The following is a 24220-nucleotide window of genomic DNA, read 5'->3' as shown; positions in this document are numbered from 1 at the left end:
CTTTCTTACAATTAAACCCTTATACTCAAGGCAGGCGCTGCGCAAAATTTATCGCTAATGAGCCTCAGGAAAACATATAAATATAAGGAGTACCTGATTCCGTGTTAACGCTGTTACACCTGCTTTCTGCTGTCGCCCTGCTGGTGTGGGGCACCCATATTGTGCGTACCGGCGTGATGCGCGTATTTGGCGCGCGCTTGCGTACCGTCCTCAGCCGTAGTGTAGAAAAGAAACCACTCGCCTTCTGTGCGGGGATTGGCGTCACTGCGCTGGTGCAAAGCAGTAATGCCACGACGATGCTGGTCACCTCATTTGTCGCTCAGGATCTGGTCGCCCTGACGCCTGCGCTGGTGATTGTGCTCGGCGCGGATGTGGGGACCGCGCTAATGGCGCGTATTCTGACCTTCGATTTATCGTGGTTGTCGCCACTGCTGATTTTTATCGGCGTGATCTTCTTCCTCGGGCGCAAACAGTCCCGCGCCGGGCAACTGGGACGTGTTGGTATTGGTCTGGGACTGATTCTGTTGGCGCTGGAGCTGATTGTCCAGGCGGTCACGCCGATCACCCAGGCTAACGGCGTGCAAGTGATTTTCGCCTCGCTGACCGGCGATATCATGCTTGATGCGCTGATCGGCGCGATGTTTGCCATCATCAGTTACTCCAGCCTCGCGGCGGTGCTGCTGACCGCGACCTTGACGGCGGCGGGCATTATCTCGTTCCCGGTGGCGCTGTGTCTGGTGATTGGCGCTAACCTCGGCTCCGGTCTGCTGGCGATGCTCAACAACAGCGCCGCCAATGCCGCTGCCCGTCGCGTGGCGCTGGGTAGCCTGCTGTTCAAGCTGGTGGGCAGCCTGATTATTCTGCCGTTCGTGCATCCGCTGGCGGACCTGATGGATGAATTGCCGCTGCCGAAGTCCGAACTGGTGATCTACTTCCACGTCTTTTACAACCTGGTGCGTTGTCTGGCGATGATCCCGTTCGCTGAACCGATGGCGCGGCTTTGCCAGCGATTGATCCGTGACCAGCCGGAGCTGGAGGCGCACCTGAAACCGAAGCATCTGGACGTTAGCGCGCTGGATACCCCGACGCTGGCGCTGGCCAATGCCGCTCGGGAAGCGTTGCGGATCGGCGACGCGATGGAACAGATGATGGTTGGACTGAAAAAGGTGATGCACGGCGAGCCGCGTGAAGAGAAAGAGCTGCGCAAAATAGCGGATGACATCAACGTGTTGTATACCGCTATCAAGCTCTATCTGGCGCGGATGCCGAAAGAAGAGCTGGCGGAAGAGGAGTCTACGCGCTGGGCGGAGATCATCGAAATGTCGCTTAACCTTGAGCAGGCATCGGATATCGTCGAGCGCATGGGCAGTGAAATTGCCGATAAATCGCTGGCGGCACGTCGCGCATTTTCTGTCGAAGGGTTAAAAGAGCTGGATGCGCTGCACGATCAACTGCTCAGTAACCTACAGCTGGCGATGTCGGTATTCTTCTCTGGCGACGTCACCAGCGCCCGACGACTGCGCCGCAGCAAGCACCGTTTTCGTATACTGAACCGCCGCTATTCCCACGCGCACGTCGACCGTCTGCATCAGCAGAACGTGCAAAGCATCGAAACCAGTTCTCTGCATTTGGGGCTGCTGGGTGACATGCAGCGTCTGAACTCGCTGTTCTGCTCAGTTGCTTACAGCGTGCTTGAGCAACCGGACCAGGACGACGAGAGGGATGAATATTAATCAAACTGACTGCCGGACGGGCGCAGCGCCATCCGGCATCAAGGGCTAAACCGATTAAAAGCGGTGTCCCGCCTCCAGCGCTACTGCGTCCTCACCGGCTTTAAACACGTAGGTGGTGTTCGGGCCGCCGAGCACCGCCTGACCGTTACTCACCTTAATCCAGTTACCTTCCGGCAGGCCGATGACCGTCAGTTCCGGCGCAACCACCAGTAGTTCGCGAATACGCTGCTCGCGGGTTTCGCCCTTATGCCCCTCCGGCAGCGCGTTGGTGAAGTGCGGGTTAATCTGGAGTGGGAACAGGCCCAGCGCGTCAAAGCCCTGCGGATCGACAATCGGCATATCGTTGGTGGTGCGAATGGTTGGGCAGGCGAGATTGGAACCTGCGCTCCAGCCGATATACAGCGCGCCGCGTTTCACCACGTCAACAATCGGGGCCAGCAGCCCGCGCTCACGGCTCTCTTTCAGCAACTGGAAGGTATTGCCGCCGCCGACAATCACCACCTCGGCGTTGGCAATAGCGGCAACCGGATCGGCTACCGTATGGATACCCGTTACGTTAACGCCCATCGGCGCGAAGATGGCTGCCGTTTTCTCCGTGTACTCGTCCCAGGTTTGCGTCACGCCTGCGAACGGAATAAACACTGCCGAACGGCGTCCATTTAATTGCTCAGCAATCAGCGGCAACGCGTGCTCCATCCAGCCCTTACCCGGCAGCGTCGAGTTACTCAATAAAAGCAGTTCCATCATTTCTCCCTGTAATCACAAAATTAACCGGAGCATATGCTAACACTGCACGTTTATCCGCTTACTGACGTGGCTCACGGAGTGAAAAGGACCATGCTGTATTTTGGCCTGAATCGCGGCTAGTGCTTCACCCACACAAGTTGATCGACCCGGAAGCCCAGACTGCGCGCGGTGGCGAGATAATCCTGCTTCACCGCGTCCGGGATAGTGGGCGTGCGCGACAGGATCCACAGATAGCTGCGGTCCGGGCCGCTGACCAGCGCGTGCTGGTAATTATCATCCAGTTTGATCACGTTATAGCCGCCATAGAACGGCCCGAAGAACGAGACTTTCAGCGCGGCCGTGGTTGGCTCACCCGTGAAATAGGCTTTCCCTTCGCTCTCATTCCACGTATTTTTCACCGGGTCGTAACCGCGGTTAAGCACGCTAATACCGCCGTCGCTGCGCTTGCCGTAGGTGGCGGTTACCTGCTCAAGCCCCCGCTCAAAGCGGTTTTCCAGGCGGGCGACTTCGTACCATTTGCCCAGATAGCGACTGGCGTCAAAATTCGTAATGGGCTGAACGCCTTTCGGCGGCGTGGGGGATTTACAGGCAACCAGCGTCAACGCAATCGCGACACCGGTTACGACAGGCCATAGCTTCATGAGAACTCCTTTCATCTACGCAGTTGGAAGTAAAGTGTAGTGCAAACGGTTCGCGCTTCATTCAAACCGGCGTGATTGGCAGAAGATTGAGAGTAATCTTTATCCACTGTTATGCGCCTGTTACATAAGAGTATGCCCAGCAGCTAAAATATCATTACGCCTTATGATTCACAGTCAGGAGAAGAGCATGAACGTGCAACCCGTTATTGGTATCAGCGGCTGTTTAACCGGATCGAACGTTCGTTTTGACGGCGGCCACAAGCGTATGGGCTTTGTCATGGATGAACTGGCGCAGTGGGTCACGTTCAAACCGATCTGCCCGGAGATGGCGATTGGCCTGCCCGTTCCGCGTCCGGCGCTGCGCCTGGTGCAGACGGCGGCAGGGGACATCCGGATGCGCTTTAGCCATGCGCCGCATGAGGATGTGACGGACAACATGGCGACGTTTATCGACAGCCATCTCTCGCGTCTGGGCGATCTGGCCGGCTTTATCGTCTGTGCAAAATCACCCAGTTGCGGCATGGAGCGGGTACGGCTGTACGATGAAAAAGGCAATCGCGGGCGTAAAGAGGGCGTCGGTCTGTTCACCGGCGCCTTAATGGCGAGCTATCCCTGGCTGCCCGTTGAAGAAGATGGCCGTCTGCACGATCCGGTACTGCGGGAAAATTTCGTTGAGCGGGTATTTGCCCTGCACGAACTCAACGCGTTGCGTGAAACGGGCCTGACGCGACGTGCGCTACTGGACTTCCACAGTCGCTACAAACTCCAGTTGCTGGCGCACCATCAGGCGGGGTATCGCGAGATCGGGCCGTTTGTCGCCTCATTACATGAATGGGACGATCTGGAGGCGTTTTTCGTGGTGTACCGCGAAAAGCTGATGACGATCCTGAAAAAACCGGCCTCGCGGAAAAACCACACCAATGTGCTGATGCATATCCAGGGGTATTTCCGTAACCAACTCAATAGCCGCCAGCGTGGGGAACTGCGCGACGTCATTCTTAACTATCGCGCCGGTGTGTTGCCGATCCTCGCCCCGTTAACGCTGCTGAAGCACTATCTGGCCGAATACCCGGATCGCTACCTGCTGACGCAAAACTATTTTGATCCCTACCCGCAGGATCTTGCCCTGCGTCTGACGGTAAACTGAGTGGGTGGTGCGCGTGATGGCGGGGCGTAGCAACGTGGTTCTTTTTTATCGCCCCAAAGGTAAGGTATATTTCGCTTTTAATACACACCGGCATTCAGGCTGTATCAAGGCGGCAAGGGAGTAACACCCTGGAGAATGCAGTGTCTACAGGAGAAACTATGCTGCCCGACTCATCCATCCGACTCAATAAATACATCAGCGAAAGCGGGATCTGCTCGCGTCGTGAAGCCGACCGCTTTATCGAACAAGGAAATGTCTTCATTAACGGCAAGCGCGCCACCATCGGCGATCAGGTGATGCCGGGCGACGTGGTGAAGGTCAACGGTCGGCTGATTGAGCCGCGTGAAGCGGAAGATTTGGTGTTTATCGCCCTGAACAAGCCGGTGGGGATCGTCAGCACCACTGAAGACAGCGAGCGTGACAATATCGTTGATTTCGTTAACCACAGTAAGCGCGTGTTCCCGATTGGCCGACTGGATAAAGACTCGCAGGGATTGATTTTCCTGACCAACCACGGCGATCTGGTCAACAAAATCCTGCGTGCCGGAAACGATCATGAAAAAGAGTACCTGGTGACGGTCGATAAGCCGATCACCGACGAGTTTATTCGTGGTATGGGCGCGGGCGTGCCGATCCTTGGTACGGTCACCAAAAAGTGTAAGGTAAAAAAAGAAGCGCCATTTGTGTTCCGCATTACCCTGATTCAGGGGCTGAACCGCCAGATCCGCCGGATGTGCGAATACTTCGGTTACGAAGTCACGAAGCTTGAACGTACGCGCATCATGAACGTGGGCCTTGCCGGGCTGCCGCTCGGCGAATGGCGCGACCTGACGGATGACGAACTGATTACGCTGTTTAAGCTGATCGAAAACTCATCGTCTGAAGCGAAACCGAAGGCAAAATCGAAGCCGAAAACCGCGGGGATAAAGCGCCCAGTGGTGAAGATCGAAAAGCCGAAAGAAAAAGAGAAAGCGCGCCCGGCGGCAAACGGTAAGCGTTTCACCTCGCCGGGGCGTAAAAAGAAAGGTCGTTAACGTCGGCCGCGCGTTGGCGTATTCGCCGACCAGGAGAACGACGCCGCTGAATCCGGTTTGTAAGCCTGCTTTTTCTTCAACTGGCGGGCTTTTTTAGCTTCTGCTTCGCGCAGGGCCATCAGTTTATCGATGTACTCCTTCTTCACGCTGTTGGTTTCGCTGTTCGTCAGCGGACGACCATGTGCAATGCGCGCGCGATCCAACAACGTTTTCAGCTCACGCTGCTCGCGTTCCGTCATCTCTTTTTGGGTAATGCGGGGGAGTGCCATGCGGGTGTCCTCAATCGGATAGTGCAACCAGTGTACGGCAAAGAGGCGATGCTTTGTAGGCCAGATAAAGCGAAGCCGCCAACTGGCCTTTATAACCCAATGGCGCGTAGCTTATCAGGCCTCTGTTTCCGTTAATTATTGATGCTTATTTTTCCCAATAGGCTTACCGGACCAGTAACCGGCCAGCAGTGAGCCGGAAAGGTTGTGCCAGACCGAGAACAGCGCGCCGGGCAGGGCGGCGAGCGGGCCAAAGTAGATTTTCCCCAGCGCCGCGGCGAGGCCGGAGTTTTGCATGCCCACTTCAATCGCCAGCGTCCGGCAGGTGGATTCATCAAACCCGAACAGGCGTCCGCCCCAGTAGCCGCCGAGCAAACCGAGGGTGTTATGCAGGATCACCGCTATAATCACCACAAAGCCGACCGAGGCAATATGCGAGGCGGAACCGGCCACCACGGCGCTAATGATCGCCAGAATGCAGACCATCGAAAACGCGGGCAAATAGGGCTCTACCGCTTTTACCACGCGGGGAAACAGATGGTGCACCACCAGACCCAGAGCGATCGGGATCACCACTATCTGCAAAATGCTGAGCAGCATGCCCATCACATCCACCTGAATGTGCGCATCAACGTACAGCCGCGTCAGCAACGGCGTCGCCACCACCCCGACCAGCGTCGAGACGGACGAGATGGTGACGGAGAGCGCCACATCACCCTTCGCCAGATAAATCATCACGTTTGAGGCCGTTCCGCTGGCGACGCTGCCCACCAGCACCATACCTGCGGACAGTTCCGGCGGCATCCTGAACGCCAGCGCCAGCACCCAGGCCGCGAGCGGCATCAGCAGATAATGCAGGAAAATCCCGGCAGCCACCGGCGCAGGCCGGGAAAGCACGCGTTTGAAATCGTCAACCTTAAGGTGAACGCCCATGCCGAACATAATCAGCATCAGTAGGGTGGCGATCCACGGACCGACCGGCGTAAAAGTGGAGGGAGTGTAATACGCAATAACAGAGAGCAGCAGCGCCCATAATGGGAACAACCGCGTGAGAGTGGCCAGCATGTTTCATTCCTTGCGATAAGTGTGTTGTGTCGTTATAAACAGGCCGGGATCGAGCCTGGCCATGCTTATTGTTTATCGCGGAAGCGTTTAATATTCAAACGATTTATGTTTGTCGGAAGCATTGTGCGGACGGTAATGAAATAAAAAGGCCCGATGACGCTTGCGCGCATCGGGCCTTCCGGCATAAAAATTCAATCACTCAAACAAATTATGGTGCAGCTTCTGCACAACCTGTTCAGCTTCTGCGCCCGGCACCAGGAAGCACAGGTTATGGCTGGACGCCCCGTAGCAGATCATACGGATGTTAAACGGTTCCAGCACGCCAAACACCTCTTTGCCGACGCCGCAGGCTTTTGACAGATCGTTGCCAATCAGGGCTACCAGCGCCAGACCTTCTTCGACTTCCACCCGACACAGCGCGGACAGTTCCATCAACAGTGACTGCGTCAGCAGCGTATCGCCGGTCGAGGTTGAACCGGTAGTGTCGAGGGTCAGCGCCACGCTGACTTCCGACGTGGTAATCAGATCGACCGAGATATTATGACGCGCGAGGATACCGAACACTTCGGCCAGGAAGCCACGCGAATGCAGCATATTCAGGCTGTGCAGGGTGAGCAGCGTCTGCTTGCGGCGCAACGCCAACGCGCGGAACAGTGGCGGGTTTTGGGTTTTGTTGCACACCAGCGTACCGCCCGCTCTTGGGTCTTTGCTCGATCCGACAAAAACCGGGATGTCACTGCGTACCGCCGGCAGTAGAGTCGCGGGATGGAGAACTTTTGCGCCAAAGGTGGCCATTTCCGCGGCTTCTTCGAAGGCGATTTCGTCGATGCGTTTTGCCGCCGGCACGACGCGGGGATCGGTGGTGTAAATGCCCGGAACGTCCGTCCAGATATCCACTCGCGTCGCGTTCAGCGCTTCGGCCAGCAGCGCTGCCGTGTAGTCACTACCGCCGCGACCCAGCGTCGTGGTGCGGCCTTTGCTTTCGCTGCCAATAAAGCCCTGGGTGATGATCAGCCCTTCGCTCAGGCGCGGCGCCAGCTGCAGCGATGCCAGTTCCGCCAGCGCGGCAACGTCCGGCTCGGCACGACCAAAGCGATCGTTCGTCCGCATGATTTTCCGTACGTCGAACCACTGCGCCTGCACGTTGCGTTCGCGCAGGATCTCAACAAACAGCAGGGTCGACATCAGTTCGCCGTGGCTGACCAGCTCGTCTGTCAGCGCTGCCGAGGTGGCTAATGAGGCGGCTTCCGCCAGCGTGGTGATATTTTCCAGCAGGCGTTCGATCTCTTCACGGATCACGTTCGGGTAACGCAGGCGTTCAAGAATATCGAACTGAATTTGCCGAATGGCGTCGAGTTTTTCAAAACGCGCAGGCGGCTCCAGTCCCTCCGCCAGCGCAACCAACAGATTGGTGATACCCGCCGAAGCGGAAAGCACCACCACGCGCACGTTGGTGTCGGAAAGCACCACGTCGGCGCTACGGTTCATGGCATCAAAATCGGCTACGCTGGTACCGCCAAATTTGGAGACGACTAGCTCTGTCATAACAACCTCGTGTCAGGGAATGAGAAAGCGACCATGGCACAAGGGCAAAACAGAAACCGGTGCAGGCGCAAATGCAAATTTAACTCGCGTATTTATAAATAAAATGAGTGGCCTGGACTGTCAACGCCGGGATTATGCGGATTTTTTATGCTGCGTTTAGGCTCAGTAAAGGTGCTAATAACGTCTATACTTTTGGCTTCTTTTCATTTCGTTTGACCATGGCCAGGGCAACGGCATTAAAACAATCACACTTTTCGGTGACTGGCGTTACAATCGATCCCAGTCACAATTCTCAAATCAGAAGAGTATTGCTCATGAAAAACATCAACCCGACGCAGACTTCTGCCTGGCAGGCACTCCAGAAACACTTTAACGAGATGAAGGACGTAACCATCGCGGATCTGTTCGCGAAGGATAGCGATCGCTTCAGCAAATTCTCCGCAACGTTTGACGATCTGATGCTGGTGGATTTCTCCAAAAACCGCATCACGGAAGAAACGCTGAGCAAACTGCAGGATCTGGCGAAAGAGACCGATCTGGCGGGCGCCATCAAGTCCATGTTCTCCGGCGAGAAAATCAACCGTACTGAAGACCGCGCCGTGTTGCACGTGGCGCTGCGTAACCGTAGCAATACCCCCATTATCGTTGACGGCAAAGATGTGATGCCGGAAGTCAACGCGGTACTCGAGAAGATGAAAACCTTCTCTGAAGCGATCATTTCCGGTCGCTGGAAGGGTTACACCGGCAAAGCGATTACCGACGTGGTGAATATCGGTATTGGCGGCTCCGACCTTGGTCCGTTCATGGTTACCGAAGCGTTGCGTCCGTACAAAAATCACCTGAACATGCACTTCGTTTCCAACGTCGATGGCACCCACATCGCTGAAGTGCTGAAGACAGTGAATCCGGAAACCACTCTGTTCCTGGTCGCCTCCAAAACCTTCACCACTCAGGAGACCATGACCAACGCCCACAGCGCGCGCGACTGGTTCCTGAAAACCGCCGGTGACGAAAAGCACGTGGCGAAGCACTTCGCGGCGCTGTCCACCAACGCGAAAGCGGTCGGCGAGTTCGGTATTGATACCGCCAACATGTTTGAATTCTGGGACTGGGTGGGCGGCCGTTACTCTCTGTGGTCAGCGATTGGTCTGTCGATTATCCTCTCTGTGGGCTACGACAATTTTGTTGAGTTGCTCTCCGGCGCGCATGCAATGGACAAGCACTTCTCCACCACCGCGCCAGAGAAAAACCTGCCGGTGCTGCTGGCGCTGATCGGTATCTGGTACAACAACTTCTTTGGCGCAGAAACCGAAGCGATTCTGCCGTACGACCAGTATATGCACCGCTTTGCGGCCTACTTCCAACAGGGCAACATGGAATCCAACGGCAAATACGTTGACCGTAACGGCAATCCGGTGGATTACCAGACGGGTCCCATCATCTGGGGCGAGCCGGGCACTAACGGCCAGCACGCGTTCTACCAGCTGATCCACCAGGGGACTAAGATGGTGCCTTGCGACTTTATCGCCCCGGCGATTACGCACAACCCGCTGTCCGACCACCATCCGAAGCTGCTGTCTAACTTCTTCGCCCAGACCGAAGCGCTGGCGTTTGGTAAATCCCGCGAGGTGGTTGAGCAGGAATACCGCGACCAGGGTAAAGATCCGGCGACGCTTGAGCACGTTGTGCCGTTCAAAGTGTTCGAAGGCAACCGTCCGACCAACTCTATCCTGCTGCGCGAAATCACGCCGTTTAGCCTGGGCGCGCTGATCGCGCTGTATGAGCATAAAATCTTCACTCAGGGCGTGATTCTTAACATCTTCACTTTTGACCAGTGGGGCGTAGAGCTGGGCAAACAGCTGGCTAACCGTATTCTGCCGGAGCTGAATGATGATAAAGAGATCAGCAGCCATGACAGTTCAACCAACGGGTTAATCAACCGCTATAAAGCCTGGCGCTAATCGGCTTTTGAAACGCAGCCGTAGCGGCTGCGTTTATGCTGTCATTCCAATGAATTTATCGAACTCATTTTAAGCCGATATTCATATCGGCTTTTTTATAAGATAATTCTGTTTGTCCGTGCTGATGCGCAAATAATGATATTGAGCTTAATCCTAAAATAATGAATACCCCTAAAATCACCCTGCGTTATTTTAGGAAAATACGGAGGGTAAAGGCATACGCATGAAATTTCAACGCATTGATTATAAAGCGTAATCATATTTACATTAAAATCAATTGCTCACCAAAAGTCCAATTATCCTAAAACGACTTCGCTATTTAGACCCGCCGCAATCCGCATGCTTTAGTTGTGTATACTCGATCCCGCCCGAAACGCTTTTGGGTAAATCTCCATTCATTCAATGAAGGGAAATTGTTATGAAAAAAGTTCTGTATGGCATTTTTGCCATATCTGCGCTTGCGGCGAGCTCTGTCTACGCAGCCCCCGTTCAGGTGGGTGAAGCGGCAGGTTCGGCGGCGACGTCGGTGTCAGCGGGCAGTTCCTCCGCGACCAGCGCCAGCACCGTAAGCTCAGCGGTGGGTGTCGCTCTGGCGGCAACCGGCGGCGGTGACGGTTCCAATACCGGGACCACCACCACCACGACCACCAGTACCCAGTAACACCGGTACGTTTAACCATAACCACACTTCGGTGTGGTTATTTTAGATTTCCGAAAGCCTGTGGGCCTGAAGGCCAGGGTTACGCACCCCTGGCAACCATGCGGAGAAGAGTCGTGAAGCGACCTGGAATCATCTTTATTTGCCTGCTGTTACAGGCATGCTCAGCCACCACCAAAGAACTGGGCAACTCACTGTGGGACAGCATGTTCGGTACGCCTGGCGTCCAACTGACGGACGACGATATCCAGAATATGCCCTATGCCAGTCAGTATATGCAGCTTAACGGCGGACCGCAGCTGTTCGTGGTGCTCGCCTTCGCGGAGAACGGGCAGCAGAAATGGGTGACCCAGGATCAGGCGACTCTCGTGACCCAGCATGGTCGGTTGGTGAAAACGCTGCTCGGCGGCGACAACCTTATAGAGGTCAATAACCTCGCTGAAGACCCGCTAAGAAAGCCCAACCAGATCGTCGACGGCGCCACCTGGATCCGCACGATGGGCTGGACCGAATTCAGGCAGGTTCGCTACGCCACCGCGCGCTCGGTCTTTACGTGGGACGGCAGCGATACAGTGAAGGTAGGCAGTGATGAAACGCCGGTACGTGTGCTGGACGAGGCGGTGACCACCGACCAGGCACGCTGGCATAACCGCTACTGGGTAGACAGCGAAGGGCAGATTCGCCAGTCAGAGCAGTATCTGGGGGCGGACTTCTTCCCGGTGAAAACCACGCTGATCAAGGCGGCAAAATCATGATGAGACGAACGCTTACCGCACTGCTCTTGAGCCTGAGCGCGTCATCGGTTATTGCCGCGGGCACCGTCAAGGTCTTTATGGCAGGGGGCGAGGAAGCCAAAACGCTGACCGGCGCGGAACACCTGATCGATCTGGTCGGCCAGCCGAGGCTGGCGAACAGCTGGTGGCCGGGGGCGGTCATTAGCGAAGAACAGGCTACCGCCACGGCACTGCGTCAACAGCAGGCGCTGGTCGCGCGACTGGCGGCGCTGAGCGCGGAAGAGAGCGGTGACGATGCCGCCGCTATCAACACCCTGCGCCAGCAAATTCAGGCGCTGAAGATCACCGGCAGGCAACATATCACGCTCGACCCGGACGTGGTGCGCGTTAGCGAACGCGGTAATCCGCCGCTCCAGGGAAACTATACGCTGTGGGTAGGCGCGCAGCCCACGGAGGTCACTCTGTTCGGCCTGCTGAGCCGTCCCGGAAAACAACCGTTTATGCCCGGACGCGATGTCACCCATTATCTTGACGGACAAAACTTGCTCAGTGGCGCGGATCGCAGCTACGCGTGGGTTGTTTATCCTGATGGACGCAGTCAGAAAGTGCCGGTCGCTTACTGGAATAAACGTCACGTTGAACCGATGCCGGGCAGTATCATTTTTGTAGGGCTTGACGATTCTGTCTGGAGCAGCGAACCGGACGCGCTGAACGCCGACATTCTCCATACCCTGACGCAGCGGATACCCGAATAATGAAAAAAACACATCTGCTCAGCTTACTGGCGCTGGGCATCAGCGCGGCCTGCCACGCCGAAACGTACCCGGCGCCCATTGGCCCCTCTCAGTCTGACTTTGGCGGCGTAGGATTATTACAAACCCCGACCGCGCGCATGGCGCGTGAGGGTGAGCTGAGTCTCAACTATCGTGATAACGATCAGTACCGTTACTACTCGGCTTCCGTACAGCTTTTCCCCTGGCTGGAAACCACACTGCGTTATACCGACGTGCGAACCCGACAATACAGTAGCGTAGAGTCTTTCTCCGGCGATCAAACCTATAAAGATAAAGCCTTCGATCTGAAGCTGCGACTTTGGGAAGAAAGCTACTGGATGCCGCAGGTGGCGGTGGGCGCGCGGGATATCGGGGGGACCGGCCTGTTTGACGCCGAATACATCGTGGCGAGCAAGGCCTGGGGTCCGTTTGATTTTTCACTTGGGCTCGGCTGGGGTTATCTGGGGACCAGCGGCAACGTCACAAACCCGCTGTGTTCCTACAGCGACAAATATTGTTACCGCGATAATAGTTATAAGCAGGCGGGATCCATTGACGGTAGCCAGATGTTCCACGGCCCGGCCTCGCTGTTTGGCGGCGTTGAATACCAGACACCCTGGCAGCCGCTACGTCTGAAGCTGGAATATGAAGGGAATAATTACCAGCAGGACTTCGCGGGCAAGCTGGAACAGAAAAGCAAGTTTAACGTCGGCGCCATTTATCGCGTCACCGATTGGGCCGACGTTAACCTCAGCTATGAGCGCGGCAACACCTTTATGTTTGGCGTCACGCTGCGTACAAACTTCAACGATTTGCGCCCCTCTTACAGCGATAACGCCCGACCGAAATACCAACCGCAGCCCCAGGACGCGATCCTGCAACACTCGGTGGTAGCGAACCAGCTTACGCTGCTGAAATACAATGCCGGACTGGCGGATCCAAAGATTCAGGTGAAGGGTGATACCTTGTATGTCACCGGCGAGCAGGTGAAATACCGCGACTCGCGTGAAGGGATCGAACGTGCGAACCGGATCGTGATGAACGATCTGCCAGAGGGGATCCGCACGATCCGCGTAACCGAAAACCGGCTTAACCTGCCGCAGGTGACCACCGAGACGGACGTCTCCAGCCTGAAACGTCATCTTGAAGGGGAACCGCTGGGACACGAAACGCCGCTGGCGCAAAAACGCCTTGAGCCTGTGGTTCCCGAAAGTACCGAGCAGGGCTGGTATATCGACAAGTCGCGCTTTGCTTTCCACATCGATCCGGTGCTGAACCAGTCCGTGGGCGGGCCGGAAAACTTCTACATGTACCAGTTGGGCGTCATGGCGACGGCCGATCTGTGGGTCACCGACCATCTGTTGACCACCGGTAGCCTGTTTGGCAACCTTGCCAACAACTATGACAAGTTTAACTACACTAATCCGCCAAATGACTCGAAGCTGCCGCGTGTGCGTACCCGGGTGCGTGAATATGTGCAGAACGACGCTTACGTCAATAACCTACAGGCCAATTACTTCCAGTATTTCGGCAACGGCTTCTACGGCCAGGTCTACGGGGGTTATCTGGAAACCATGTACGGCGGCGCGGGGGCAGAGGTTCTTTACCGTCCGGTAGACAGCAACTGGGCCTTTGGTCTCGATGCGAATTACGTGAAACAGCGTGACTGGCGCAGCGCGAAAGAGATGATGAAATTCACCGACTACAGCGTTAAGACCGGGCATTTGACCGCCTACTGGACGCCGTCATTTGCACAGGATGTGCTGGTGAAAGCGAGTGTCGGTCAGTATCTGGCGGGCGATAAGGGCGGAACGCTGGATATTTCCAAACGCTTCGACAGCGGCGTGGTGGTGGGCGGTTACGCCACCATCACAAACGTGTCGCCGGACGAATACGGCGAAGGGGACTTCACCAAAGGGGTGTATGTCTCGATTCCGCTGGATCTCTTCTCCGCCGGCCCGACCCGCAGCCGGGCGGCGGTTGGCTGGACGCCGCTGACGCGTGACGGTGGTCAGCAGTTGGGGCGTAAATTCCAGCTGTACAACATGACCAGCGACCGGAGCGTGAATTTCCGTTAATGCTGTTAGCCGGGCGGCACAGCGCTTGCCCGGCTAACGTTTTTGTCGCTCCGCTAACCGCAGCGCCATCGGATGAATAAGCAAACATAAACAAAAAATATAGATCACCGTCACATTTTTGCGTTATACAGGAACCTCGCCACTGAGAAAGAGGTGCCGTTATGACGTCATTATCTCGTCCACGCGCGGAGTTTATCTCCACCGTGCTTCAGACTGTTCTGAACCTGGGCCTGCTGAGTCTGGGGCTGATCCTCGTTGTCTTCCTCGGAAAAGAGACGCTGCATCTCGCGGATGTCTTGTTTGCGCCTGAGCAAACCAGCAAATATGAGCTGGTGGAAGGGCTGGTGGTCTATTTTCTCTATTTCGAATTTATCGCTCTGATTGTTAAGTACTTTCAGTCCGGCTTTCACTTTCCGCTACGTTATTTTGTGTATATCGGGATCACTGCGATAGTGCGGCTGATCATCGTCGATCATACCTCTCCACTGGATGTGCTGATCTACTCGGCGGCGATCCTGCTGTTGGTGATCACGCTATGGTTATGTAATTCGAAACGGCTTAAGCGGGAGTGACGCTTCAGGCAGTGTTTAAAATGTGATCTATATAGATTTAATTTAAAACTATATAGTTTTAAATGCTTTTCCATGAAACCTGAGGGCGGTGAGGGATCTCACCAGAGGTGGATGTCGTCATTCACATTTCATGGAGAGTGCATATGTTTAGCGAAACAGGCTATGAAGAGACCGTGATGGGCCTGATTGTTAATGCCGGGCAGTGTAAAAGCTGCGCATTTAAGGCGTTACAGGAGGCCCGAAAAGGCAATTTTTCTGAATCCGCGAAGCAAATGGCCGCGTCTGAACAAGCCGCGAAAGAAGCCCACGCCTTACAAACCCGACTAATTGAATATGATGAAGGAGAAGGGAAAGTACCGGTTCATTTAATTATGGTCCATGCACAGGACCATTTAATGACGGCCATGCTCGCCCGGGAACTTATTCAGGAAATGATCGCGCTGAATTTCCCCGCTCCGCGTTAATCCTCTTTTCGACAGGGATACGGTATGTTTCAATCCTCAATACTGGGGCGGATTACTGACGCCTCGCAGAAGATGGCCGCTGAGGTTCATTTACGGAGCTTACGCGATAGTTTTATTATTGCGGTTCCCTTCCTCGTGCTGGCGGGTTTATTTATTATGCTTAATTATGTCATTCTTGATACCAATGGCCTATTGAGCAACTTTTTATCTGCCGAAGCCTTATTACGTCTGCGTAATATTGGTGAGCGAATTCTTAATGGCACGATGAATATATTATCGCTGATGCTGGTAATATTAGTGGCGTATCACGTCGCCAGTAAGAAAAAACACCCGACGCCGGTTATACCCGCGATGGTCGCGCTGGCGGTATTCTATGTATTGATGCCGCTCGAAACAACGCAAACCCTGGCAGATGGTCAGGAGATTACACTGTCGGGTATCGTGCCTTACGCTTGTACCAATGCCGGGGGCGTCTTTCTGGCGATACTCACGGCGATACTCTCAACCAATCTCTTCTTGTGGGTGTCAAAATGTCAGGCGCTACAGATTCGCCTTGGTGACGACGTCCCGCCAATGGTGGTGCAATCCTTTCAGGCCATGTTTTCGATAATGCTGACGATAGCCAGTTTCGCGCTGGCGGCGTTTGCGGTAAGCACGCTGGCGCACACAGAAGTTCAGGCCCTGATACAGCGGCTTATACAGGCGCCATTAGTGCATTTAACCACCAATCTTCCTGGCTTTCTGGTGCTGACGACGCTTACCAATATCCTGTTTGCATTAGGGATTCATCCCGGCGGTATTATCAATCCTGTCCTGGAGCCGCCGTTACTGGTGGCGATGCAGGAAAATATGGCGGCTTTTGCCAGCGGGCAAGTTCCGCCGCATATCATCGTGCTACCGTTTCGCGATCTTTACGGTCATATGGGCGGGACAGGGAGCACGCTGGCGCTGCTGCTGGCCGTATTTATTCGTAGTAAATTATCCAGCCATCGTAAATTTTCCCGAACGGTCATTGCGCCGGGCCTCTTCAATATCAACGAACCGGTAATATTTGGTTTCCCGGTGCTTTATAATCCGTTAATGATGATTCCATTCATCGTTTACCCACAAATTAATTTTATTATCGCTTATTTTTCGACGTCCTGGGGATGGGTGTCGAAAATAGTCGCGTATGTCCCGTGGTCTGTTCCGCCATTTATTTCCGGATGGCTGGGTTCCGGCGGTGATTACCGCAATGTGATTTTGCAGGCGGTTTTGCTGGCGCTGGGGGTGATTATCTATATGCCATTTTTGAAAGCCTACGAAAGCGCAATGATCAAGAACCGCAATGAAAAGGTCATCGACGAAATCGTTGCGGAGCAAAACGCTGAGACCCATGGCGATGACGCAGAGGGTATTCATCTGCTGGACGGTAAAACCATTATTCTGGCCTGCAATGAAGGCATGTCCACCTCATTGATGGCATCGAAAATGCGTAAATATACCGAGAGCCAGAGTTGCACGCTGACTGTTTATGCGGTTAACGCCGGAAAACTGGCGCAAGAGTATGAAAAGGCGCAGCTGATTTTGCTCGGGCCGCAGCTTGCTTATCTTCAGGAAACGATCGCGCAGGAGATTAATCATCACTGCCCTGTTGTCCCGATAGATCCTCAGCATTTTAGCAAACTCGACGGACCCGCTGCGGTTCACGCGGCCTTATCTTTTTTTATTAAGGAATAATCATGATTAATTGTGCTTATATCGGTTTTGGTAAAAGCGCCACCCGTTATCATTTGCCGTATGTTCTGCATCGCAAAGATAAATTCAACGTTAAGCGTATTTATGATATTCAGCGTAAGCCGGAAATTGAAGCCAGCGAACGCTATCAACACATTACTTTCACGTCGAATCCTGACGATATTCTGAACGACAGCGAAATCCAACTGGTGGTGATCTGTACCCACCCTGACAGCCATTATCAATACGCAAAATTATGCCTTGAAAAAGGTAAAAACGTGCTGGTGGAGAAACCGTTTACCACCACGCTGGAGGAAGCCAGAACGCTGTTTGCGCTGGCGCGCGAAAAAGGACTCACCGTCACGCCCTTTCAGAACAGACGGTTCGATAGCTGCTTTCTGACCATGAAACAGGCTATTGAGAGCGGCAAACTGGGCGATATTGTCGACATCGAAAGCCACTTCGACTATTTTCGCCCCGATGCAGAAACCTGTCCGGGCAGCGATTTCACCGGCGCGTTTTATGGCCTGGGCGTGCACACCGTTGATCAAATCCTCTCGCTATTGGGTCGTCCGCAGCAGGTTGGATACCATCTCCGTAAGCTGAGAAATCCGCATAATCCTGACGATACCTTTGAAGTACATCTCTATTACGGCACCACCACCGCGATTGTCAAAACCAGTCATCTGGTCAAAATAGCCGGGCCGCGGTTTATCGTTCATGGTACCCGGGGGTCGTTTATTCGCTATGGTATCGATCAACAAGAGACCAGCCTGAAAGCCGGTATTATGCCAGGAGACGCCGCATTTGGCGCGGATCAAGAAATGGCCGTGCTGGAATATGTGAATGCTGACGGGGATTCCGTCCGCGAGACGTTTGCGGCGGTTCCGGGTGATTATGGCCGCGTTTACGATTCGCTGTATGCGACCCTGACCCGCGGAGAGGCGAATTACCTCAGTGAAAGCGAGGCGCTGACCAACCTCGAAATCCTTGAAACGGCATTTCGCCAACCGTCTCCTGCCATTGTCACCCTTGGCGGGGAGGTCGCATGATGAAACGGATCCTCAACTGTCGGGCCAGCGACTTTTCTCTCCCCGTCATGGGCGATGAGTTGCGCGAAGCCATTATGGTCAGCGAAGGGCGAGTCATTATGGCCGAGATCGCCGTACAGTCACCGCCGTTGTTTGCAGAAGTGACCAACGCGGAACTGATTAGCGCCTTCGGCGCAGATTTGCTGTTGCTGAAGGGCGTTAACTGCCTGCAACCTGAGATCAACGGCGGCGACGGCCGGTTTGGCAACGATCCTGTCACCCAGGTGAAACGGTTAACCGGGCGCTTAACTCGCGTCAGTTTTGAAATCAGCGGAGAAGGCGATGCCTCAACGCCCAATGCTTTTTCGCCCGCGCATTTCCATGCGATGGCACATGCAGATTTCTTCTGCCTCACCGGCTATGACAAACCCGGCGTCACGCCTGAACGTCTGCGCCAGGCGATTAGCCAGCTCCGAGCGCAAACAGATAAACTGATTCTGGTCGCGAAATTCTTGACGACAGGGCTGGGGCAGCCGGAAGAGTATGCCAGCTATATCCGGGCTGGCGCGCATGGCGTAATCTTTCCGGCACCCGCGGGCTGTCGCGGCGCGTCGGAAGTCCGTGTAGCGGAAATTGTGCAGGCGGTGCACGACTGCGGCGGACTTGCCGTCACCACCCTGAGCAGTAGTCAGGAAGGGGCGGATTGTGCTACGGTGCGCGAAATTGGCCTTGCCAGTAAGCGTTGCGGCAGCGACATGCATAATTTTGGCGACGCCGGCGTGGCGGGTATGGCCGATCCGCAGGCGCTCAATGCCTTGTCGATTGCGATTCGTGGGCGACGACATACCTGGGTGCGGATGGCGGCCTCACTATCCCGATAACAAGAACCGGCCCCGTAAGGGGCCGTTTGCGGAGGAACTATGCCGAAATATATGGACATATACCACAAGGTGCGACATCGCATTGTGGCGGGCATTTATGCTCCGGATAAAAAACTTCCCGAAGGCGCGAAACTGGCGGCTGAATTTGCCTGTAGCGAATTAACGGTGGCGAAGGCGCTGGATCTGCTGGTCAGAGAAGGTCTGGTGTTACGTAAACGCGGGCTGGGGTCTTTTGTAAAGCGTCAGGTTTCTGCCGCCAGCAATTCTCATCTCATAGGCACCGCGCAGCGGTGTGCCAGCTACGGTAAAACGTTGTCGACACGCGTCCAGCAGTATGCCGCTGTGCCTGCGAAGCAGGACATTGCGCAAAAATTGCAAATCCCGGAAGGCGAACTGGTCCATGAGATTCAGCGGGTGCGTATTATTGACGCGATCCCATCGATTGTTGAGTACACCTGGATGCCGGTGGCGCTTTTCCCTCATCTCAACCTCCGTCATATTCAGCACTCCATTTACGCTTACATTACCCGTGAACTGGGGCAGATTATTCACAGTGCGCATATGACGGTAACCGGGCGGAACGCCAGTGACCAGGAGCGACAGTGGCTGGACTTAAGCGAGCCGACTATCCTGATTCAGGTGGAACAAACGGCCTTTCTCGACAATGGTCGCCTTTTCGAGTACTCCTGCGCGCGTCATCTCTGGCATACCTTTAATTTCGAAACCGACTTTGTACGTGTCTAGCGTTGCGCTAAACAGCAAAAGGCGGCCCGCAGGCCGCCGTTGAAGGTCAGAGTAATCACTGTGCGGGGGCTTCGCGGGATTTTTTCTCCGCAGGTGCCCACAGCTCTTCCAGTTCTTCCAGCGTCTTGCCTTTGGTCTCCGGCACGAACTTCCACATAAACAGCGCTGCCAGCACGCCCATACAACCGTAAATCCAGTAGGAGAAACCGTTGTGGAAATGTGCGACCAGCCACGAATTTTTGTCCATCATTGGGAAAGTCCAGGAGACAAAATAGTTTGCCAGCCACTGAGCGGCGACGGCGATAGCCAGCGCTTTGCCACGAATCGCGTTCGGGAAGATTTCCGCCAGCAGAACCCAGCATACCGGGCCCCACGACATGGCAAACGCGGCGACGTAGAACAGCATCGACAGCAGGGCGACGATTCCCGGCGCCTGGGTGTAAAACGCGGTGCCGAGGCTAAACATCCCGATAGCCATACCGAGCGCGCCGATGATTTGCAGCGGCTTACGGCCAAATTTATCTACCGTCATAATGGCCAGCACGGTAAAGCTCAGGTTGATCACGCCAACGATAATGGTTTGTAACAGCGCCACGTCGGTGCTGGCGCCCAGCGTCTTAAACACTTCCGGCGCGTAATAGAGGACCACGTTGATGCCGACAAACTGTTGGAACACTGAGAGCATAACGCCAATCACAATGACTCCCACACCAAACATCAGCAGGCGTCCGCCGGTTTTGCGGCCGTGCTCCAGCGACTGGTGAATCTCCTGTACGGCCTGCGTGGCGAGCGAGGATCCCATAATTTTGCGCAGAATGCCTTCGGCCTGTTCCTGTTTGCCGTGCGCCATCAGCCAGCGCGGGCTTTCCGGAACGGTATACAGCAGCAGTAAAAAGAGCAGGGCAGGAATACATTCCGAGGCGAACATATAACGCCAACCGTTGATATTCAGCCAGGTCGCGTCACCGGATTTGGCAATAAAATAGTTGACGCAGTACACCAGGAGTTGGCCGAAAATAATCGCGAACTGGTTAAACGAAACCAGTTTCCCGCGGATTGGCGCAGGTGCCATTTCAGCGATATACATTGGCGACAGCATGGACGCTAACCCGACGCCAATACCGCCAATGATACGATAAATAACAAATTCAGGAACGTATCCGGCCAGATAAACGGGGACGGTATTATCCGGATTGATGGTGGTAAAGCCTAATTCCGGCCAGGCGGAACCGACACCGGAAATAAAGAACAACAGTGCGGCAATTTTAAGCGAATCGCGACGACCGAAGCGGTTGCTGCAATAGCCGCCGATCGCGCCGCCAATGATGCAGCCGATCAAGGCGCTGGCGACACAGAAGCCGAGCAACGAGTTGGCGGCGGATTCACTGAGATGTTGTGGGGCAACAAAGACGGTATTCAATGACTCAACGGTACCGGATATTACCGCAGTATCGTAGCCAAATAATAACCCTCCTAATGTTGCGACTAAGGTAATCGAAAAAATATATCGGGAATTATATGGGGTGTTCATTCAGACCTGCCTTGCGGATACAGTTCTTTTTATCAGTGTCGAAGATGGTGGGTTTAACAGGCAGGTAAAACAATTATCATTTTTTACATTGCGGTTACGTAATGTCTTTTCTGTGATCTTAATTCTGTTTGTTGCGCCGGGTGATAAAAGGAAAATAGAAAAGCAGTGACCGTGAGCACGAAAGATAATAATCATAACGGCATTATCAAATAACATAAAAAAAGGCGCTCCGGGGAGCGCCGAATTACAGTCACAAGTTGGATAAATACACGTTGAGGGTGCAGTGGCATTGCCCGTTTCCGGGCGGGTACAGCATAAAACTTATCCTTTCACACCGCCTGCCGTCAGGCCGTTAACCAGCCAGCGCTGGGCCAGCAGGAACACCAGGGTGATCGGAATGGCAGAAAGCACAGCCGCCGCGGCAAAATCGCCCCACAGATAGTTTTGTGGGTTGAGATATTGCTGCATCCCCACGGCCAGGGTATAGCTGTTGACATCACGCAGTAACAGAGAAGCAACCGGCACTTCAGTGATGGCGGCGATAAACGACAGGATAAACACCACCGCCAGAATCGGTACCGACAGCGGCAACAACACCAGGCGGAAAGCCTGCCACGGCGTGGCGCCATCCAGCGCTGCCGCTTCTTCCAGCGAGCCGTCGATGGTTTCGAAATAGCCTTTAATGGTCCAGACGTGCAGCGCGATACCGCCAAGATAGGCGAAGATCACCCCGCCGTGCGTGTTCAGGCCGATAAACGGAATGTACTGACCGAGACGGTCAAACAAGGCATACAATGCCACCAGCGACAGGACCGCCGGGAACATCTGGAAAATCAACATCCCTTTAAGCAGCGTGGCTTTACCCGGAAAGCGCATGCGGGCAAAGGCGTAAGCGCAAGTGGTCGAGAGCGCCACGATACCGATGGCGGTGATCCCGGCAATCTTCACCGAGTTCCACAGCCACAACAGTACCGGGAAGGGTGGCGGCGTGACCCGGCCATCAGCATGCTCGACGCTGAAGCCCAGCGCCAGCCGCCAGTGCTCCCAGGAGATTTTTTCCGGGATCAGACTGCCGGTGGCAAAGTTCCCTTCACGTAGTGAGATCGCGATAACCATCAGCAGGGGGAACATGATCGCCGCGATAAAAATCAGCAGTCCTAAGTGCGTCACGAGGAGGCGCAGCTTTTGAGATTTGGGTTGAACCATAGCCATGATCGATGCCCTCCTTAGTCAAATTTCATTCGTGTGGCTTTCAGGTTAACGATAGCCAGCGCGCCCACCAGCAGGAAGATCAGCGTGGCGATTGCCGCCGCCAGACCAAAGTCCTGCCCGCCGCCGCCTTCAAAGGCGATGCGGTAGGTGTAGCTGACGAGCAGGTCGGTATACCCGGCTGGCGTGGTGGTGCCGAGACGATCCGGGCCACCGTTGGTCAGCAGTTGAATCAGCACGAAGTTGTTAAAGTTAAAGGCGAAGCTGGCGATCATTAGCGGCGTCAACGGTTTAATCAGCAGCGGCAGCGTAATTTTGAAGAAGTTCTGGAACGGGCCTGCGCCGTCCATCGCCGACGCTTCGTACAGGTCGTCCGGGATGGCCTTCAGCAGCCCCATGCACAGGATCATCATGTACGGATAACCCAGCCAGGTATTCACGATGATAATCATCGAGCGGGCGGTTAGCGGGTCGCTGAACCAGGCCGGTTTGATACCGAACAGCGCGCTCAGCATCATGTTGATTTCACCAAAACTCTGGTTAAACAGCCCTTTGAAAATCAGAATCGAGATAAACGACGGGACGGCATACGGCAGAATCAGCAGTACACGATAAATCGCTTTGCCTTTCAGCGACTCCCACTGCACGAGGCAGGCCAGCACCATACCGACTGCGACGGTAAGGATGACGGTCAGCACCGAGAACACGACGGTCCAGACGAAGATGGCGAAGAACGGCTTCTGAATGCCTTCGTCGGTGAAGACGCGGGTGAAGTTATCCCAGCCGATAGTGACCGTGTAGCCCGGACTCAGTTTTTCATCGCCCCAGTTGCCATCGGCGTTGATGGACTGATAAAAACCGATGTTGTTGTTCGGACGGTACTGTACGCCGTTCTGGTTATTGGTGAGCGTGCCGTCGTCGGCCAGCGTGTACAGCGGTCTGGTGCCGGAGAACTGGCGCAGCGAGCTCATGATGACTTTGCTTTCATCCGGCAGCACGGCGGTGATCTGGTTCAGCGCCTGGCGATTCTGGGTAATGACGCGCAGGTTGGCGCGCTCGCCGGAAGGCAGGGCGTCCGCTGCTTTTAACTCGAGTTTCTGCTCGCCGCCAAATGTGAAGGCGTCAGAAACGTAATATTTACCGGTTTCCCCGTCGGTCAGCGCCAACTGCCAGTCGTCGCCCGCCGGGTATAATCCAAAGTTATAGGCTTTACCCGCCTGATAAGAGCGGTCCAGCAGAACCTGTTGCGCGCGCTCTTGCGCCAGTTGGTTGGTGCTGCTGTAGTTAGTAAACGCAATGGCGATAGTGCAGATCAGCGGAAACAGGACGAACAGCCCCATCCCGGCGAGACCCGGATAAACATAGCGCCAGGCGTATGCTTTACGGTTAGCGAAAATGTACAGGCCAACAGAGCTTAAAATCAGCGTCATGATGGCGAACAGATACTCCCCTTGTGCGTACATTAAAACTACAAGGTAACCCACCAGCAGGCCAAGCAGACCAATCGCCGACCACTTCAGCGCGTCGCTTTGCCACCAATGTTTCTTTTTAATGACATCCATGGGGATCTTCCTCAACAACATTGAAATCCTGCAGGTCAGTGTGTCTGATGGCGCTGCGCTTATCCGGCCTGCAGCGTTATGCAGACCGGATAAAGCACGGATGCCGCCATCCGGCACCTTACCTGTAC

Annotated in this window: 22 protein-coding genes; 14 read left to right on the top strand and 8 right to left on the bottom strand. The window is 54.8% G+C overall.

Annotated features, from left to right (window positions below; all coding sequences use genetic code 11):
• The first annotated feature begins 101 nt into the window (after positions 1–101).
• A complete protein-coding gene (locus APU02_RS14875) occupies positions 102–1733 on the top strand; it encodes a Na/Pi cotransporter family protein (RefSeq protein ID WP_060570436.1) in 1632 nt (543 codons plus the stop codon).
• 54 nt (positions 1734–1787) lie between these two features.
• Here APU02_RS14875 and pepE read toward each other — a convergent pair whose 3' ends face one another.
• Positions 1788–2477, bottom strand: coding sequence for a dipeptidase PepE (gene pepE, locus APU02_RS14870; protein WP_060570435.1), 690 nt, complete (start codon positions 2475–2477; stop codon positions 1788–1790).
• A gap of 119 nt (positions 2478–2596) precedes the next feature.
• The gene (locus APU02_RS14865) at positions 2597–3121 is read right to left on the bottom strand and encodes a lipocalin family protein (protein ID WP_060570433.1); all 525 of its coding nucleotides are present in this window, start codon (positions 3119–3121) and stop codon (positions 2597–2599) included.
• 187 nt (positions 3122–3308) lie between these two features.
• On the opposite strand from APU02_RS14865, the gene APU02_RS14860 reads away from it, so the two are divergent.
• Together APU02_RS14860 and rluF are read left to right on the top strand one after the other, a co-directional pair.
• Positions 3309–4268, top strand: a complete 960-nt coding sequence (locus APU02_RS14860; protein WP_060570431.1) for a DUF523 and DUF1722 domain-containing protein — start codon at positions 3309–3311, stop codon at positions 4266–4268.
• Between the two features lie 158 nt (positions 4269–4426).
• Positions 4427–5302, top strand: a complete 876-nt coding sequence (gene rluF / locus APU02_RS14855; protein WP_042291291.1) for a 23S rRNA pseudouridine(2604) synthase RluF — start codon at positions 4427–4429, stop codon at positions 5300–5302.
• On the opposite strand, the gene APU02_RS14850 is transcribed toward rluF, so the two are convergent.
• The 3 genes from APU02_RS14850 to lysC form a co-directional block, all read right to left on the bottom strand.
• The gene (locus APU02_RS14850; protein ID WP_042291290.1) at positions 5299–5571 is read right to left on the bottom strand and encodes a DUF3811 domain-containing protein; all 273 of its coding nucleotides are present in this window, start codon (positions 5569–5571) and stop codon (positions 5299–5301) included. The two genes, rluF and APU02_RS14850, sit on opposite strands and share 4 nt — an antisense overlap.
• Positions 5572–5706: 135 nt before the next feature.
• On the bottom strand, positions 5707–6633 hold the full coding sequence (gene panS, locus APU02_RS14845; RefSeq protein ID WP_042291287.1) for a ketopantoate/pantoate/pantothenate transporter PanS: 927 nt from the start codon (positions 6631–6633) through the stop codon (positions 5707–5709).
• A 195-nt stretch (positions 6634–6828) separates the two neighbouring features.
• Positions 6829–8178 carry a lysine-sensitive aspartokinase 3 gene (gene lysC / locus APU02_RS14840; protein ID WP_060570429.1) on the bottom strand — a complete coding sequence of 450 codons (1350 nt, stop codon included), beginning with the start codon at positions 8176–8178 and terminating at the stop codon, positions 6829–6831.
• A 314-nt stretch (positions 8179–8492) separates the two neighbouring features.
• On the opposite strand from lysC, the gene pgi reads away from it, so the two are divergent.
• The 11 genes from pgi to APU02_RS14785 all read left to right on the top strand — a co-directional run bounded on the left by pgi (position 8493) and on the right by APU02_RS14785 (position 19790).
• On the top strand, positions 8493–10139 hold the full coding sequence (gene pgi / locus APU02_RS14835; protein ID WP_042291280.1) for a glucose-6-phosphate isomerase: 1647 nt from the start codon (positions 8493–8495) through the stop codon (positions 10137–10139).
• A gap of 418 nt (positions 10140–10557) precedes the next feature.
• Positions 10558–10800: an exopolysaccharide production protein YjbE gene (gene yjbE, locus APU02_RS14830; protein WP_042291277.1), complete on the top strand. Its 243-nt coding sequence runs from the start codon at positions 10558–10560 to the stop codon at positions 10798–10800.
• A gap of 113 nt (positions 10801–10913) precedes the next feature.
• Entirely contained in the window at positions 10914–11552 is a 639-nt protein-coding gene (locus APU02_RS14825) for a YjbF family lipoprotein (protein ID WP_042291275.1), read from the top strand.
• Positions 11549–12286, top strand: a complete 738-nt coding sequence (locus APU02_RS14820) for a capsule biosynthesis GfcC family protein (RefSeq protein WP_042291268.1) — start codon at positions 11549–11551, stop codon at positions 12284–12286. Before APU02_RS14825 ends, APU02_RS14820 begins: the two co-directional genes overlap by 4 nt.
• Entirely contained in the window at positions 12286–14382 is a 2097-nt protein-coding gene (locus APU02_RS14815) for a YjbH domain-containing protein (RefSeq protein WP_042291266.1), read from the top strand. The genes APU02_RS14820 and APU02_RS14815 overlap by 1 nt, the downstream gene beginning before the upstream one ends.
• Before the next feature lie 161 nt (positions 14383–14543).
• A complete protein-coding gene (psiE, locus tag APU02_RS14810; protein WP_042291264.1) occupies positions 14544–14954 on the top strand; it encodes a phosphate-starvation-inducible protein PsiE in 411 nt (136 codons plus the stop codon).
• Positions 14955–15097: 143 nt separating this feature from the next.
• Positions 15098–15418: a PTS lactose/cellobiose transporter subunit IIA gene (locus APU02_RS14805; RefSeq protein ID WP_060570427.1), complete on the top strand. Its 321-nt coding sequence runs from the start codon at positions 15098–15100 to the stop codon at positions 15416–15418.
• Between the two features lie 24 nt (positions 15419–15442).
• A complete protein-coding gene (locus tag APU02_RS14800; RefSeq protein WP_060570425.1) occupies positions 15443–17137 on the top strand; it encodes a PTS transporter subunit EIIC in 1695 nt (564 codons plus the stop codon).
• Positions 17137–18186 (top strand): oxidoreductase, encoded by a 1050-nt coding sequence (locus tag APU02_RS14795; RefSeq protein ID WP_060570423.1) that lies wholly within the window; start codon positions 17137–17139, stop codon positions 18184–18186. Before APU02_RS14800 ends, APU02_RS14795 begins: the two co-directional genes overlap by 1 nt.
• A complete protein-coding gene (locus APU02_RS14790) occupies positions 18183–19046 on the top strand; it encodes a hypothetical protein (protein ID WP_082636844.1) in 864 nt (287 codons plus the stop codon). Before APU02_RS14795 ends, APU02_RS14790 begins: the two co-directional genes overlap by 4 nt.
• 39 nt (positions 19047–19085) lie before the next feature.
• A complete protein-coding gene (locus APU02_RS14785; RefSeq protein ID WP_042291256.1) occupies positions 19086–19790 on the top strand; it encodes a GntR family transcriptional regulator in 705 nt (234 codons plus the stop codon).
• A 55-nt stretch (positions 19791–19845) separates the two neighbouring features.
• On the opposite strand, the gene xylE is transcribed toward APU02_RS14785, so the two are convergent.
• From xylE to malF, 3 genes are all read right to left on the bottom strand, one after another.
• Positions 19846–21321, bottom strand: coding sequence for a D-xylose transporter XylE (xylE, locus tag APU02_RS14780; RefSeq protein WP_042291255.1), 1476 nt, complete (start codon positions 21319–21321; stop codon positions 19846–19848).
• Positions 21322–21642: 321 nt separating this feature from the next.
• On the bottom strand, positions 21643–22533 hold the full coding sequence (gene malG / locus APU02_RS14775) for a maltose ABC transporter permease MalG (protein WP_042291250.1): 891 nt from the start codon (positions 22531–22533) through the stop codon (positions 21643–21645).
• A gap of 14 nt (positions 22534–22547) precedes the next feature.
• The gene (gene malF / locus APU02_RS14770) at positions 22548–24092 is read right to left on the bottom strand and encodes a maltose ABC transporter permease MalF (RefSeq protein WP_042291248.1); all 1545 of its coding nucleotides are present in this window, start codon (positions 24090–24092) and stop codon (positions 22548–22550) included.
• Between the last annotated feature and the right edge of the window lie 128 nt (positions 24093–24220).

Origin of the sequence: Citrobacter sp. 50677481 (assembly GCF_001463265.1) — a bacterium.
Classification (GTDB): domain Bacteria; phylum Pseudomonadota; class Gammaproteobacteria; order Enterobacterales; family Enterobacteriaceae; genus Citrobacter_A; species Citrobacter_A sedlakii.
Note: the sequence above shows the minus strand (reverse complement) of the source record. Positions and strands in the feature narration are given on the sequence as shown.

Coding starts and splice junctions, on each gene's coding strand:
- pepE (WP_060570435.1), bottom strand. CDS start 2,477: ATGGAACTGCTTTTATTGAGTAACTCGACGCTGCCGGGTAAGGGCTGG.
- APU02_RS14865 (WP_060570433.1), bottom strand. CDS start 3,121: ATGAAGCTATGGCCTGTCGTAACCGGTGTCGCGATTGCGTTGACGCTG.
- APU02_RS14860 (WP_060570431.1), top strand. CDS start 3,309: ATGAACGTGCAACCCGTTATTGGTATCAGCGGCTGTTTAACCGGATCG.
- rluF (WP_042291291.1), top strand. CDS start 4,427: ATGCTGCCCGACTCATCCATCCGACTCAATAAATACATCAGCGAAAGC.
- APU02_RS14850 (WP_042291290.1), bottom strand. CDS start 5,571: ATGGCACTCCCCCGCATTACCCAAAAAGAGATGACGGAACGCGAGCAG.
- panS (WP_042291287.1), bottom strand. CDS start 6,633: ATGCTGGCCACTCTCACGCGGTTGTTCCCATTATGGGCGCTGCTGCTC.
- lysC (WP_060570429.1), bottom strand. CDS start 8,178: ATGACAGAGCTAGTCGTCTCCAAATTTGGCGGTACCAGCGTAGCCGAT.
- pgi (WP_042291280.1), top strand. CDS start 8,493: ATGAAAAACATCAACCCGACGCAGACTTCTGCCTGGCAGGCACTCCAG.
- yjbE (WP_042291277.1), top strand. CDS start 10,558: ATGAAAAAAGTTCTGTATGGCATTTTTGCCATATCTGCGCTTGCGGCG.
- APU02_RS14820 (WP_042291268.1), top strand. CDS start 11,549: ATGATGAGACGAACGCTTACCGCACTGCTCTTGAGCCTGAGCGCGTCA.
- APU02_RS14815 (WP_042291266.1), top strand. CDS start 12,286: ATGAAAAAAACACATCTGCTCAGCTTACTGGCGCTGGGCATCAGCGCG.
- psiE (WP_042291264.1), top strand. CDS start 14,544: ATGACGTCATTATCTCGTCCACGCGCGGAGTTTATCTCCACCGTGCTT.
- APU02_RS14805 (WP_060570427.1), top strand. CDS start 15,098: ATGTTTAGCGAAACAGGCTATGAAGAGACCGTGATGGGCCTGATTGTT.
- APU02_RS14800 (WP_060570425.1), top strand. CDS start 15,443: ATGTTTCAATCCTCAATACTGGGGCGGATTACTGACGCCTCGCAGAAG.
- APU02_RS14790 (WP_082636844.1), top strand. CDS start 18,183: ATGATGAAACGGATCCTCAACTGTCGGGCCAGCGACTTTTCTCTCCCC.
- APU02_RS14785 (WP_042291256.1), top strand. CDS start 19,086: ATGCCGAAATATATGGACATATACCACAAGGTGCGACATCGCATTGTG.
- xylE (WP_042291255.1), bottom strand. CDS start 21,321: ATGAACACCCCATATAATTCCCGATATATTTTTTCGATTACCTTAGTC.
- malG (WP_042291250.1), bottom strand. CDS start 22,533: ATGGCTATGGTTCAACCCAAATCTCAAAAGCTGCGCCTCCTCGTGACG.
- malF (WP_042291248.1), bottom strand. CDS start 24,092: ATGGATGTCATTAAAAAGAAACATTGGTGGCAAAGCGACGCGCTGAAG.